The organism is Pseudomonas arabinosi, from assembly GCF_047758675.1.
In the GTDB taxonomy this organism is placed as follows: domain Bacteria; phylum Pseudomonadota; class Gammaproteobacteria; order Pseudomonadales; family Pseudomonadaceae; genus Aquipseudomonas; species Aquipseudomonas arabinosi.
This window is the reverse complement of the sequence record NZ_CP180480.1, coordinates 6,058,891-6,072,096: the sequence shown is the minus strand read 5'-3', so window position 1 is coordinate 6,072,096 and position 13,206 is coordinate 6,058,891. Positions and strand designations below refer to the sequence as shown.

General features: G+C 58.8%; 11 protein-coding genes. 7 read left to right on the top strand and 4 right to left on the bottom strand.

What is annotated here, in order from left to right:
• Window positions 1–354 precede the first annotated feature (354 nt).
• Window positions 355–711 carry a hypothetical protein gene (locus ACMXYJ_RS28220; protein WP_415757784.1) on the top strand — a complete coding sequence of 119 codons (357 nt, stop codon included), beginning with the start codon at window positions 355–357 and terminating at the stop codon, window positions 709–711.
• 133 nt (window positions 712–844) lie between these two features.
• On the opposite strand, the gene ACMXYJ_RS28215 is transcribed toward ACMXYJ_RS28220, so the two are convergent.
• The 3 genes from ACMXYJ_RS28215 to ACMXYJ_RS28205 form a co-directional block, all read right to left on the bottom strand.
• On the bottom strand, window positions 845–1,666 hold the full coding sequence (locus ACMXYJ_RS28215; RefSeq protein WP_415757783.1) for a peptidoglycan DD-metalloendopeptidase family protein: 822 nt from the start codon (window positions 1,664–1,666) through the stop codon (window positions 845–847).
• A gap of 3 nt (window positions 1,667–1,669) precedes the next feature.
• The gene (gene xseA, locus ACMXYJ_RS28210) at window positions 1,670–3,049 is read right to left on the bottom strand and encodes an exodeoxyribonuclease VII large subunit (protein WP_415760820.1); all 1,380 of its coding nucleotides are present in this window, start codon (window positions 3,047–3,049) and stop codon (window positions 1,670–1,672) included.
• Between the two features lie 137 nt (window positions 3,050–3,186).
• Window positions 3,187–4,083, bottom strand: coding sequence for a LysR family transcriptional regulator (locus tag ACMXYJ_RS28205; protein ID WP_415757782.1), 897 nt, complete (start codon window positions 4,081–4,083; stop codon window positions 3,187–3,189).
• A gap of 100 nt (window positions 4,084–4,183) precedes the next feature.
• On the opposite strand from ACMXYJ_RS28205, the gene ACMXYJ_RS28200 reads away from it, so the two are divergent.
• From ACMXYJ_RS28200 to guaA, 4 genes are all read left to right on the top strand, one after another.
• Complete coding sequence (locus tag ACMXYJ_RS28200) at window positions 4,184–4,951, top strand: sulfite exporter TauE/SafE family protein (RefSeq protein ID WP_415757781.1); 768 nt, start codon at window positions 4,184–4,186, stop codon at window positions 4,949–4,951.
• 135 nt (window positions 4,952–5,086) lie between these two features.
• Window positions 5,087–5,635, top strand: coding sequence for a sugar ABC transporter ATPase (locus ACMXYJ_RS28195; protein WP_415757780.1), 549 nt, complete (start codon window positions 5,087–5,089; stop codon window positions 5,633–5,635).
• 117 nt (window positions 5,636–5,752) lie between these two features.
• The gene (gene guaB, locus ACMXYJ_RS28190) at window positions 5,753–7,222 is read left to right on the top strand and encodes an IMP dehydrogenase (protein ID WP_415757779.1); all 1,470 of its coding nucleotides are present in this window, start codon (window positions 5,753–5,755) and stop codon (window positions 7,220–7,222) included.
• A gap of 94 nt (window positions 7,223–7,316) precedes the next feature.
• Window positions 7,317–8,894: a glutamine-hydrolyzing GMP synthase gene (guaA, locus tag ACMXYJ_RS28185; RefSeq protein ID WP_415757778.1), complete on the top strand. Its 1,578-nt coding sequence runs from the start codon at window positions 7,317–7,319 to the stop codon at window positions 8,892–8,894.
• Between the two features lie 71 nt (window positions 8,895–8,965).
• Here guaA and treR read toward each other — a convergent pair whose 3' ends face one another.
• The gene (gene treR, locus ACMXYJ_RS28180) at window positions 8,966–9,670 is read right to left on the bottom strand and encodes a trehalose operon repressor (RefSeq protein ID WP_415757777.1); all 705 of its coding nucleotides are present in this window, start codon (window positions 9,668–9,670) and stop codon (window positions 8,966–8,968) included.
• A 237-nt stretch (window positions 9,671–9,907) separates the two neighbouring features.
• Between treR and treP the strand changes: the two genes are divergently transcribed.
• Together treP and treC are read left to right on the top strand one after the other, a co-directional pair.
• Window positions 9,908–11,350: a PTS system trehalose-specific EIIBC component gene (treP, locus tag ACMXYJ_RS28175; RefSeq protein ID WP_415757776.1), complete on the top strand. Its 1,443-nt coding sequence runs from the start codon at window positions 9,908–9,910 to the stop codon at window positions 11,348–11,350.
• 117 nt (window positions 11,351–11,467) lie between these two features.
• Window positions 11,468–13,114, top strand: coding sequence for an alpha,alpha-phosphotrehalase (gene treC / locus ACMXYJ_RS28170; protein WP_415757774.1), 1,647 nt, complete (start codon window positions 11,468–11,470; stop codon window positions 13,112–13,114).
• Window positions 13,115–13,206 lie beyond the last annotated feature (92 nt).

Below are 13,206 nucleotides of genomic sequence, written 5' to 3'. Positions count from 1 at the left end.
TGGATCAAATGTTCTGGGGATAAAGCGTAGGACGAGGCACCGCGATTCAGCCTGGCAGTCGTGCACTGACAAGGCACAGGCTGCGGTGCTGGCGAAGCTGAATGAGGGTGTGAGAGGTTTTCATGCCTTCAACCCTAACCGCGAGGGTGAAGGATGGCAAGCGGTCGAAAAAAATTGAGAGGAATCCTCGAAAAGTCGTTGTTATCGAGATTTTATTGCGGTGAACGACGGTGATTGTTTTTATGTTTGCGCGAGGTTTGAGCGATGCGCAATTGAAGGCTTTCGGTGATGGGGCGTGTCAGTGCAGCTATTCTTAAAGCCTCACCAAGGACTACTGGCAGGCAGGAGTCGGCAATGAACGAGTCGGATTGGAAGCTTTATAGCGCATTGCGTCCGTTGGCCCATGAGCGGCTATGCATCCGGATCATGGAGGAGGTCGAACGCATAGTGCTGGATAAAAGCATTGCGCCTTACGAGCGCATTGAAGCCAGCGAAGAAAGGCTGAAGGCCGGTCAACAGGAGCTGTATTGGGCGTTTGGCGTTTTCCGTCACTCACGCAATGAGGCGCCTGCTCACTTGCTGGGGTTGTGTACTCATGAGTTGGTCAGCGCTGAAGAGTTGGCGGGCTTTTCGGAGGAAACTCAGGCGTGGATCAAAGAGTGCCTGGCGCACAGGGAAATTCATGGGATTGAGGACTTGGAGGCTGAATAGATGGCGTCTGTTATGCCGCCATCGCGAGCAGGCTCACTCCCACATTGGATTTGTGTTCGCCATAGATCAACTGTAGGAGTGAGCCTGCTCCGGGCGGCGTTCCGACGATGAGGCCGGCAGCCTCAACCACTATCTATGGCTGAAACGCCCCAATGAAAATAGCCGGATCAACCCGCGCATCATTCAGGCTGATGTTCCAGTGCATATGCGGCCCGGTCGCCCGCCCGGTGGCGCCGACTTTCCCGACCACACCGCCGCGAGCCAGCTGCTGTCCAACCTTCACATCGATTTTCGACATGTGGCAGAACATGCTGATAAACCCCTGCCCATGGTCGACAAACACCGTGTTGCCGTTGAAGAAGTAGTTGCCGATCAGGATCACCTTACCGGCAGCCGGGGTCTTGATTGGCGTACCAGCAGGCACGGCGAAGTCCAGGCCGGCGTGAGGATTACGCTCCTCACCATTGAAGAAGCGGCGTACGCCGAACTTGCTCGACAGCGGGCCATTGACCGGTTTGTCCAGCAGCAGATTGCTCGGGGTGTTCGGGCTGAAGCTGCGGTAAGCCTGGATCTGCTCGGCCAATTCACCCTCGATGCGCTTGAGATTCTCCGGGTTCGGATTGACCTGCTGCGTGTTCTTCAACGTGATGTGTTGTTCCGGGTATTTCTTGTTGCCAACGTTGAAATTCAGAGTGCGACCGCCACTGCTGACCTGTTGGGTGCCCGGTTTAACCGTCAGCGGCACGCCGACAATCGCCAGCCAGTTGTTCTGTTCCTTGACCACCAATACGGGTTTGCCTTGATAACTGGCCTTCGGTGCCTGCGCAGCGGTGCCGAGATCGACCACGGCCACGCCGCCCGGCACAGGTTTGTTCAACAGGCGGGTGATGTAACTGTCGGCGTGGGCATTGAAGGTCAGGCACAGCAATAGCAGCGGAGCTAGAAAACGTGGCATGGATCAATCCAGTAAAGAAAGGGTGACGGGCGTCAGGTGATTGTCTTCGACCCGCACTTGCAGTTCGCCTTCGCCAAGTCTGGCTTTCAGGCGCTGACCATTGTGGGTTTGCGCGGCGTTACGGATCGCGTTGCCGCGTTCGTCCAGCAAAATGCTGTAGCCACGGCCGAGGGTCGCCAAAGGGCTGACCACATGCAGCGTCTGCATCTGGCTTTGCAGTTGCAGGCGACGGGATTTGAGCCCTTCGCGTATGGCACGGGGCAGGCGTTCGGCAAGACTGTCGAGGCGCTGACGGAGCATCGCCAGTTGCCGTCCCGGATGTTGCCCGGCGAGACGGGTTTCCAGACGGATCAATCGTTCGCGACGGGTATTGAGGCTGCGTTCGAACGCGCGGCGCATGCGCATGTCCAGATCGTCCAGGCGCTGCGCTTGCTGGCGCAGACGTTCGCCGGGATGGCGCAAGCGGCGAGACATGCCTTCCAGGCGCAGACGGTCACGCATCAAGCGGTCGCGGATACGCATCACCAGACGTCGATGCAGGCTTTCGACCCTACGAACCAGGTCACTTGAATCCGGCGCGAGCAGTTCGGCGGCGGCGGACGGCGTCGGGGCGCGGACGTCGGCCACGAAGTCGCTGATCGACACGTCGGTTTCATGGCCGACGGCGCTGACAATCGGCGTCACGCAGGCATCCACGGCGCGCGCCACGGCTTCTTCGTTGAAGCACCAGAGGTCTTCCAGCGAACCGCCGCCACGGGCCAGGATCAGCGCGTCGAAACCGCGGGCGTCCGCCAGTTTCAATGCGCGGACAATCTGCGCAGTGGCTTCGCGGCCTTGCACGGCAGTGGGGATCAACGTCAGTTGGATCTGCGGCGCACGGCGGCGGAATACGCTGATGATGTCGCGAATTACCGCGCCGGTGGGCGAGCTGATGATGCCGATGCGTTGCGGATGCGCTGGCAGCGGCACTTTGCGCTCGGCGCTGAACAGGCCTTCGGCGCTGAGTTTTTCCTTCAATGCATCGAAGGCCAGGCGCAGCGCACCGTCACCGGCCGGCTCCACGGTATCGAGGATCAGCTGATAGTCGCCACGGCCCTCGAACAGCGAAACCTTGCCGCGCACCTTCACCGCCAAGCCATCCTTCAAGGCCTGACGAACTCGCGCCGCGTTCTGCCGGAACAGTGCGCAACGCACCTGGGCGCCGCTGTCCTTGAGGGTGAAATACACGTGGCCGGACGCCGGACGGGCGAGGTTGGAGATTTCGCCTTCGACCCAGATGTTGCTGAACACGTCTTCAAGCAACACCCGCGCGCGGCCGTTGAGCTGGCTGACAGTCAGGACTTCACGGTCCAGGCCGAGTCTTGCAAAGGGATCTTTAATCATGGGGCGCATGATAAAGGCAATCTCCAGATGAATGCACGATCCCTTGTAGGAGCTGCCGAAGGCTGCGATCTTTTGATCCTCAAGGGTTCCGGCTCGACCGAAAATCAAGATCAAAAGATCGCAGCCTTCGGCAGCTCCTACGCCGATCGGTTGAAGTGCTGAATGAATTGCTGGACCAGTGTCGTGGGGTGTTGCCGATAGGCGAGGGCAACGGTGCTGTGGCAATCAGGGTCGGCCAAGGGCAGAAAGTGGATATCCGGCGGCGCGATGTCTTGCATCGATTCCGGCAACAGCGCAATGCCGAACCCGGCCTGGATCAATTGCAGTTGCGTGGTTTTGCGCGATACCACTCGAGCCGCCCGGGGAAAGAACCCCTGACGCATGCACAACTCGGCAGACAGATAGCTCAGACCGCCACGTTGTGGATGAGGGATGGAAATAAACGCTTCATTCTTCAACTGCGCCAGATCGATGCCTTGCGCGGACTTATCCACAGCCAGCCGATGATTCGGCGGAACCGCCAACAACAAGCGCTCGCTATACAGCGGAACAATTTGCACCCCTTCACACTGACGCAGTACTGGCAGGCGCAACAGGCCCACATCAAGGCGCCCTTCGGTTAATTCCTCCAGTTGCTCCTCTGAGGACAGCTTGACGATGTCCATGGACACACCGGCGTGCCGATCCAGATAGACGCTGATGCCTCGCAGCAGTCGACCGCTCATGGGCACCGTGCTGGAATGACTCAGGCGCAACACGCCGAGTTGACCGGTGCCCACCTGAGTGGCCATCTCGCTGGCCTTGGTCAGTTCGTTCAGCAGGTTTTTCGCCCGAGGCAAAAAAGCCTCACCCGCCGCTGTCAGTCGGGGCTGGCGCGCGGTGCGTTCGAACAGCGGCGTTTGCAGGCGGGTCTCCATGTCCTTGATCTGCCGGCTCAAGGCCGATTGAGCAATAAACAGTCGTTCGGCTGCAGCGCTGAAGCTGCCGCTCTCGGCGATTTCCACGAAGTAGCGCAATTGACGGGTTGAAAGCACGAGGTATGCCTTTTCGAGATGGGTAGTCGACATTGAAGATATTAGTCGCAACGCTCGACGCTGGCTAAAGTCATCACAGGAATTAAAGGAAGCCGTGACGATGAGTGTGCTGGAGTTGTTAAGCCAATGGCCGTGGGGTGCGGTGGATTGGCTGGTGATCGGGTTGGGCGTTGCCCTGGCCTACATCGTGTTCGGTATTGCCGGTTTCGGCACGGCACTGGTGGCGGGGCCGATATTGATCCTGTTCATGCCGCTGTCGAAGATCGTGCCGCTGTTGGTGCTGCTGGATTTCGTCGCGGCGTTCGGCAATTTGCTGCCTTCGCGACGGGATGTGGCGAAGCCTGAGTTGCTGCGGCTGCTGCCGTGCATGGCGGTGGGCTGCACGTTGGGGGTGATTTTCCTGTTGAATCTGAAATCCGATGTGCTGTTGCTGTTGATGGGGCTGTTTATCAGCGCTTATGCGATTTACAGCTTGTGGGTCAAAACCCGTCCGACAAAATTGTCCGCCGCGTGGGCGGTGCCAATGGGCACGGTGGGCGGGATGTTCGGGGCATTGTTTGGCAGTGGCGGCTTTTTATATGCGATCTACTTGAACAGTCGCTTGCCCAAAGAGGCAGCCCGGGCGACCCAAAGTGCGCTGATCAGTTGCAGCACCGTGGTGCGCTTGAGCCTGTTTGCTGTCGCGGGAGTGTATGCCGAGCTACCCTTGTTGGTATTGGCGCTTTGTTTATTGCCGTCCATGGTATTGGGGCTGTGGATCGGACGGCGGTTGACCATGAGATTGTCCCGCGAGGCGTTTGTGCGGCTGGTGACCTGGTTGGTGCTGGCCAGTGGGATCGCCTTGATCGGACGTTATTTGAGTGCTTGACCGGATTTCGTCAGGGATTAAGCTGCCGGCCGCAAACCCTGTGGGAGCGAGCCTTTGTGGTGAGGGGATAAATCCCCTCACCACAAAGGCTCGCTCCCACAAGGGTAGTCATTCAGTATTTGCAGGGCTGCACCCATGAATTCGCAAAGCATTATTGTCCCGAAAATCTCCACACTGCCGGTGCACGAACCCCGGGCCCGGGCGGTTGTGCGTTGGCTGGTGCGCAAGAACATCATTAAAGAAGAACTGACCACTTGTGGCCGCACTGGCAACCGCATGGCTCATGCCATCGCCGACGGTGCCCGCGCTGTAGTGCTGCATCCTGAAGCGCTGCCGTTCGGCGAACCAATCAATGGCCTGGAAATCATCACCAAGCGCTGCATCTATACGCCGGCCAAGGGTTTCCTTGAAGAGGCGGGTTGCGCTGAGTGCCGCAAGGAAGTCGGCGAAGCGCTGTTCGACAGCCTGGAAGACTGGATGCCGGGGCGCACCGATAACTTCACGTGTCCGGAATGCGGGCATGAAGATGACATCAACGGCTTTCTTTTCCTGCAGGAGTGCGGCTTTTCCAACCTGGGTTTTATCTTCAACAACTGGGCCGAGGCCGGGTTCAAACAGAGCTTTATCGACGAATTTGCCGATTGGCTCGATCAGCCAGTCAGTTGGGTGAAAGTCGAGCTGTAGGAGACGACAATCCCCGTATATCAGTAATGCTAATAATAGACAGAGTTTTACATTGAACCCGAGGGGGTGTCTGACTATAATGGCGCGCTTCCATTTTCCCGCTCGGGAGCCCCCGCGATGCTGCGTATCAGCCAAGAAGCTCTGACATTCGACGACATTCTCCTAGTGCCTGGTTATTCCGAGGTGCTTCCTAACGAAGTCAGTCTCAAGACCCGCCTAACCCGTGGCATCGAGCTGAATATTCCTCTGGTTTCTGCCGCCATGGACACCGTTACTGAAGCCCGTCTGGCAATTGCCATGGCTCAGGAAGGTGGCATCGGCATTATCCACAAGAACATGACCATCGAGCAGCAAGCTGCCGAAGTGCGCAAGGTCAAGCGTTACGAAGCCGGCGTGGTCAAGGACCCGATCACCATCGAGGCTGACGCCACGGTTCGTGAACTGTTCGAACTGACCCGCATGCACAACATCTCCGGCGTTCCGGTACTGCACGATGGCGACCTGGTCGGCATCGTCACTTCCCGTGACGTACGTTTTGAAAACCGTCTGGACGCCACCGTCCGTGAAGTGATGACGCCTAAAGAGCGTCTGGTCACGGTCAAGGAAGGCGCCGACAAGAACGACGTCCGCGAGCTGTTGCACAAACACCGAATTGAACGCGTGCTGATCGTCGACGACAAATTCGCCCTCAAAGGCATGATGACCGTCAACGACATCGAAAAAGCCAAGGCATACCCGCTGGCCAGCAAGGACGATCAAGGTCGTCTGCGCGTTGGTGCTGCAGTCGGTACCGGTAAAGACACCGGTGATCGCGTAGCCGCCCTGGTCAATGCCGGCGTTGACGTGGTGGTGGTCGACACCGCTCACGGTCACTCCAAAGGCGTGATCGACCGCGTTCGCTGGGTCAAACAGAATTTCCCTGAAGTGCAGGTCATCGGCGGCAACATCGCCACCGGCGCTGCCGCCAAGGCTCTGGCCGAAGCAGGCGCCGATGCAGTCAAGGTCGGTATCGGCCCAGGCTCGATCTGCACCACCCGTATCGTCGCCGGTGTCGGCGTCCCGCAAATCAGTGCCATCGCCAACGTCGCCGCTGCCCTTGAAGGCACTGGCGTTCCGTTGATCGCCGACGGCGGCATCCGTTTCTCCGGTGACCTGTCCAAGGCCATCGTTGCCGGTGCTTCCTGCGTGATGATGGGCTCGATGTTCGCCGGTACTGAAGAAGCACCAGGCGAGATCGAACTGTTCCAGGGTCGTTCGTACAAGGCTTACCGCGGCATGGGTTCGCTGGGCGCCATGTCCCAGGCTCAAGGCTCCTCCGACCGCTACTTCCAGGACTCCTCGGCAGGCGCCGAGAAACTGGTTCCGGAAGGTATCGAAGGGCGTGTTCCTTACAAGGGCACCCTGAGCGCCATCATCCATCAACTGATGGGCGGCCTGCGCTCCTCGATGGGCTACACCGGCAGTGCCGACATTGAAGAAATGCGCACCAAGCCTGAGTTCGTGCGGATCACCGGCGCCGGTATGGCCGAGTCCCACGTTCACGACGTACAGATCACCAAAGAAGCGCCAAACTACCGCGTAGGTTGAGCCTTCCAGCAAAACGTTAAGTAACCGGGGCTGTTTTCAGCCCCGAGTTGTTTCTGATTCTCTTTATTCGAATTGCATAGACGAGACTGACTCCATGGCCCTCGACATTCACGCCCACCGCATCCTGATCCTCGACTTCGGTTCCCAGTACACCCAGCTGATCGCCCGCCGCGTGCGTGAAATCGGCGTGTACTGCGAACTGCATCCGTTCGACATGGACGACGAAGCGATTCGCGAATTCGCACCGAAGGGGATCATCCTCGCCGGCGGCCCCGAGTCCGTACACGTCGCCGACAGCCCGCGCGCACCGCAAGCCGTCTGGGACCTGGGCGTACCGGTCTTCGGTATCTGCTACGGCATGCAGACCATGGCTGAACAGCTGGGTGGCAAGGTCGAAGGTTCCGAACTGCGTGAGTTCGGTTACGCCCGTGTTGACTTGGTCGGCAAGAGCCGCCTGCTCGACGGCATTGAAGACCACATCGACGCCGACGGCCTGTTCGGCCTCGACGTGTGGATGAGCCACGGTGACAAGGTCACCAAGATGCCTCAGGAATTCCACATCCTGGCCAGCACCCCGAGCTGCCCGATTGCCGGCATGTTCGACGACGCTCGTGGCTACTACGGCGTGCAGTTCCACCCGGAAGTGACCCACACCAAGCAGGGCGGTCGCATCCTGTCGCGTTTCATCCTTGATATTTGCGGCTGCGAAGCCTTGTGGACGCCTTCGAAAATCGCTGAAGACGCCATCGCCAACATTCGCGCCCAGGTCGGCACCGACAACGTACTGCTCGGCCTGTCCGGCGGTGTGGACTCCTCGGTGGTTGCTGCGCTGCTGCACAAAGCCATCGGCGACCAGCTGACCTGCGTCTTTGTCGACAACGGCCTGCTGCGTCTGCACGAAGGCGAGCAAGTGATGGCCATGTTCGCCGAGAACATGGGCGTCAAAGTGATCCGCGCCAACGCTGAAGATCAGTTCCTGAACAACCTGGCCGGCGAGTCCGACCCGGAGAAGAAGCGCAAGATCATCGGCCGTACCTTCATCGACGTTTTCGATGCCCAGTCCAACAAACTGGACAACATCAAGTACCTCGCCCAAGGCACCATCTACCCGGACGTGATCGAGTCGGCTGGCGCCAAAAGCGGTAAGGCTCACGTGATCAAGTCGCACCACAACGTGGGTGGCCTGCCGGAAGAAATGAACCTCAAGCTGGTTGAACCCCTGCGCGAGCTGTTCAAGGACGAAGTCCGTCGTCTGGGCCTGGAACTCGGCCTGCCGTACGACATGGTCTACCGTCACCCGTTCCCGGGCCCAGGCCTGGGCGTGCGCATCCTCGGTGAAGTGAAAAAGGAATACGCCGACCTGCTGCGTCGTGCCGACCACATCTTCATCGAAGAACTGCGCAAGGCCGACTGGTACCACAAGGTCAGCCAGGCATTCGTGGTGTTCCAGCCGGTGAAATCGGTTGGCGTTGTCGGCGATGGACGTCGTTACGCCTGGGTAGTTGCCCTGCGTGCCGTTGAAACCATCGACTTCATGACCGCGCGTTGGGCACACCTGCCTTACGAACTGCTGGAAACGGTTTCCGGCCGGATCATCAACGAAATCGAAGGCATCTCCCGCGTCACTTACGACGTGTCGAGCAAGCCGCCAGCGACGATTGAGTGGGAGTGATCCCGGTTTAGCTGATCGTCCGTAACACCAGAAAGGCCCCGTGAACGCGAGTTCACGGGGCCTTTTGCGTTTCAGCGCCGCGCCACATCCGAAAAGTAAAACTTGTCCAGGGTGTGCCGTGATTCGGTGTACTCGAACTGCCGACCATCCTGCAAAAACGTCTGGTTGCTGACCACGATCACATGGCTCTGGCCGTCGAGATCCAGGTGTTGCTGGTCGTCCTTGCTCCGGGGCACGGCTTCAATGGTGCGCTGGGCGTAGGCGATTTGCAGTTGCAAGGTCTGCTCGATGAAGGCGTAGATTGAGTGCTCGGCGATGTCTCGGGACAGGCCGGGAATCACGTCGCTGACGAAATGGTTGATATCGAGGATCACGCGTTTGCCGTCGATCCGCCGCACTCGCTTGATCCGGGTAATGAGGCTGCCTTCTTCAGCCTGGATGTGTTCGAGCAGATAACCTTCGAGGGGGATCTGGCTGAACTCGACCACTTCGGTGCTGACGTCGTTGCCCAGGCGCGGGTAGGTCTCCTGGAAGCTGACGATGCCGCCCAGCTGAAATTCGATCGGGTTGGTCGACAGGACAAACGTGCCTTTGCCGTGGACTTTCTGGGCGAAACCGCGCTCCTGCAGTTGCTCGATGGCCTTGCGCACGGTGCCGCGACTGGCCTGGTAGCTTTCCATCAGTTCGGTTTCGGAAGGCAACCGGGCGCCGCGTTCCAGACGTTCGGTCGTGATGCTGGCAAGCAGATCGCTGTAGATCTGGTTGTATTTACTCATGGGGATGGCTCTGTACGGCGCTGTGCTCAAGGTTTCGAACCTTAAGGGCAGGGTAGGGGTTTGTCCATGCGGCGTTAGGCTTCTTTGACTTTTGAGGTAGGAAATGTCGCCGCCGGTCGGGTTCAGGATAAACAAATTTAAACTCGTCTGTACGAGTTGTTGCTTTAACTCGTACAGACGAGTACTTTTCGTTTCGGCGTGCTGCCAATAACAAAAAACTACAGCGGAAGAAAAAGCATGAGCCACGACTATCCGAATATCGCCAGCGAGCTGCTGCAAAGCCTCGGTGGCAGCGACAACCTCGAGCAGGCCGCGCACTGTGTCACACGCCTGCGACTGGCCCTCAAGGACCCAAGCCTGGTCAACAGCGCCACGTTGAACCAGATCGATCTGGTCAAAGGCTCGTTCTTCACCGGCGGTCTGTTCCAGGTGGTGATTGGCCCCGGTGAAGTGGAAAAGGTCTACGCCGAACTGCGTCGTCAAACCGGTCTCGCGGCCTCGACCATCGCCGACGTTAAACAGAAAAGCGCTGACAAGATCAACGCGATGCAGCGCCTGGTGCGGGTGTTTTCCGACGTCTTCATGCCAATCCTCCCGGCGTTGATCATTGCCGGCCTGCTGATGGGCATCAACAACCTGATCGGCGCCAAGGGCATGTTCATCGAGGGCAAGACCCTGCTGGACGCCTATCCGAAGCTTGACGGGCTCTGGAGCCTGATCAACCTCATGGCCAATACCTCGTTTGTGTTCCTGCCGGCGTTGGTGGGCTGGTCGGCGGCCAAACGGTTTGGCGGCAGTGAAATCCTTGGCATCGTGCTCGGCCTGATGCTCGTTCACCCCGATCTGCTCAATGCCTGGAACTATGGCAAAGCGGTGGCCGGGCTGGACGGGCAGAGCCTGCCGTACTTCGACATCCTGGGGTTGTTCCAGATCGAGAAGGTCGGTTACCAAGGGCAGATCCTGCCGATCCTGATGGCCGCCTATGTGATGAGCGTCATCGAGAAATGGCTGCGGGCGCGGGTGCCTAACGCGGTGCAATTGCTGGTAGTGCCGATCACTACCATCGTTGTGACCGGCGTGCTGGCGCTGGCGGTGATCGGCCCGGTGACCCGTCATCTGGGGATTCTCATCACCGAAGGCGTGGTCATGCTGTTCGACCTGGCGCCAATGGTCGGCGGGGCGATTTTCGGTCTGCTCTACGCGCCGCTGGTGATTACCGGCATGCACCACATGTTCCTCGCGGTCGACTTGCAGCTGATCTCCACCCAGGGCGGCACCTTCATCTGGCCGATGATCGTCATGTCCAATCTGGCCCAGGGCAGCGCGGCACTGGCGGTGTTCTACATGACCCGTAACGTGCGGGATAAAAGCATGGCCTCGACCTCGGCAATTTCCGCTTACTTCGGCATTACCGAACCGGCCATGTTCGGGGTCAACCTGCGCTACAAATTTCCGTTCTACGCAGCCCTGATCGGTTCGGCCCTGGGCTGCATTTTCCTGTCGCTGAACAAGGTCCAGGCCTCGGCGATCGGCGTCGGCGGCTTGCCCGGTTTTATCTCGATCATTCCGCAGTTCATTCCGATGTTCGTGATCGGGATGGTCATTGCCATGGTCGTGCCGTTTGTTCTGACCTGCGGGTTGAGCATGAAGATTGTTCGGCCTGGGTATCGGGTTGCCTGACAGATCGCTATCGCGAGCAAGCTCGCTCCCACAATTGATCGCATTCCAATGTGGGAGCGAGCTTGCTCGCGATGAGGCCTTCAAGGCCAGTACAAAACTTACTGAAGGAATAACGCCATGCAAGACTGGCAACGTTCGGTGATCTACCAGATCTACCCGAAGAGTTTTCACAGCCACGCCGGCAACCCCACGGGTGATTTGCTTGGCGTTGTGGCCAAGCTCGATTACCTGCACTGGCTGGGTGTCGATTGTCTGTGGATCACGCCGTTCCTGCGTTCGCCCCAGCGCGACAACGGTTACGACATCAGCGATTACTACGCCATCGATCCAAGCTACGGGACCATGGCCGATTGCGAGTTGCTGATCGCCGAGGCCGGCAAACGTGGCATCAAATTGATGCTCGATATCGTGGTGAACCACACCTCCATCGAGCACACCTGGTTCCAGCAGGCCCGCAGCAGCCTCGACAACCCGTACCGCGATTTCTACATCTGGCGCGACCAGCCGAATAACTGGGAATCCAAGTTCGGCGGTTCGGCCTGGGAGTACGAAGCCCAGACCGGTCAGTATTTCCTGCACCTGTTCGATCACACTCAGGCCGACCTGAACTGGGACAACCCGAAGGTGCGCGCCGAAGTCTTCAAGATGATGCGTTTCTGGCGCGACAAGGGCGTGGGCGGGTTCCGTCTGGACGTGATCAACCTGATCTCCAAACCGGCGGATTTCCCCGAGGACAATACGGACGGTCGACGCTTCTACACCGATGGCCCGAACGTCCACGAATACTTGCAGCAAATGCACCGCGAAGTCTTCGAAGGCCATGACCTGATCAACGTCGGCGAGATGTCCTCTACCAGCCTGGAACACTGCATTCGCTACTCGCGGCCAGAGTCGAAAGAGCTGTCGATGACCTTCAACTTCCATCACCTGAAGGTCGATTACCCGAACCTGCAGAAGTGGATTCGCGCGGATTTCGATTTCCTCCAACTCAAGCGGATCCTCTCCGATTGGCAAACCGGCATGCAGGCCGGCGGAGGCTGGAACGCGTTGTTCTGGTGTAACCATGACCAGCCACGGGTGGTCTCGCGTTTTGGTCATGACGGCGAATATCGGGTGCTCTCGGCGAAGATGCTCGGCACGGCGTTGCACTTCCTTCAGGGTACGCCGTTCGTGTACCAGGGAGAGGAATTGGGCATGACCAATCCGGGCTTCGATCACATCGATCAATACCGCGATGTGGAGACGCTGAACATCTTCCGACTCAAGCGCGAGGCCGGTGCGAGCGACGCCGACAACATGGCGGCGATCATGCAGAAGTCCCGGGACAACGGCCGTACGCCGATGCATTGGAACGCCGAGCCTAACGCCGGTTTCAGCGCGGGTGAGCCGTGGATCGGGGTGCCGGCCAACGCTGCGCAGATCAACGTCGCCGCCCAACTCGATGACCCGGATTCGGTGCTGCATCACTACCGTCAACTGATCGCCCTGCGCCGCAGTGAAGCGTTGATGTCCGACGGCGTTTACCGGCAACTGTTGCCCGAGCACACGCAAATCTGGGCGTACGTGCGTGAGGGCAATGGCGAACGGTTGCTGGTGTTGAACAACTTCTACGGCACGCCATGCGAAGTCGATCTGCCGGATGAAGTGATCAGCGAAGCGATGTCCCAGCGTCTGGTCATCAGCAATTACCCGGACTGTCCGACGCGAAATCGGCAGGTCCTCTTACGGCCTTATGAGTCGTTCGTGCTGCATATGACCGACTGACCGACCGCCAAAAAACACCGACTCAAAAAACACGCAGATCGCTGCGCGGGGGAGTTTTGCGCGCCGATTTTGCCGCTGCACACAATAAAAAT

Bases quoted from the DNA above. Each gene is read 5' to 3' on its own strand.
- ACMXYJ_RS28215 (WP_415757783.1), bottom strand. From the start codon at position 1,666: ATGCCACGTTTTCTAGCTCCGCTGCTATTGCTGTGCCTGACCTTCAAT.
- ACMXYJ_RS28220 (WP_415757784.1), top strand. From the start codon at position 355: ATGAACGAGTCGGATTGGAAGCTTTATAGCGCATTGCGTCCGTTGGCC.
- treC (WP_415757774.1), top strand. From the start codon at position 11,468: ATGCAAGACTGGCAACGTTCGGTGATCTACCAGATCTACCCGAAGAGT.
- treP (WP_415757776.1), top strand. From the start codon at position 9,908: ATGAGCCACGACTATCCGAATATCGCCAGCGAGCTGCTGCAAAGCCTC.
- ACMXYJ_RS28200 (WP_415757781.1), top strand. From the start codon at position 4,184: ATGAGTGTGCTGGAGTTGTTAAGCCAATGGCCGTGGGGTGCGGTGGAT.
- guaA (WP_415757778.1), top strand. From the start codon at position 7,317: ATGGCCCTCGACATTCACGCCCACCGCATCCTGATCCTCGACTTCGGT.
- guaB (WP_415757779.1), top strand. From the start codon at position 5,753: ATGCTGCGTATCAGCCAAGAAGCTCTGACATTCGACGACATTCTCCTA.
- xseA (WP_415760820.1), bottom strand. From the start codon at position 3,049: ATGATTAAAGATCCCTTTGCAAGACTCGGCCTGGACCGTGAAGTCCTG.
- treR (WP_415757777.1), bottom strand. From the start codon at position 9,670: ATGAGTAAATACAACCAGATCTACAGCGATCTGCTTGCCAGCATCACG.
- ACMXYJ_RS28195 (WP_415757780.1), top strand. From the start codon at position 5,087: ATGAATTCGCAAAGCATTATTGTCCCGAAAATCTCCACACTGCCGGTG.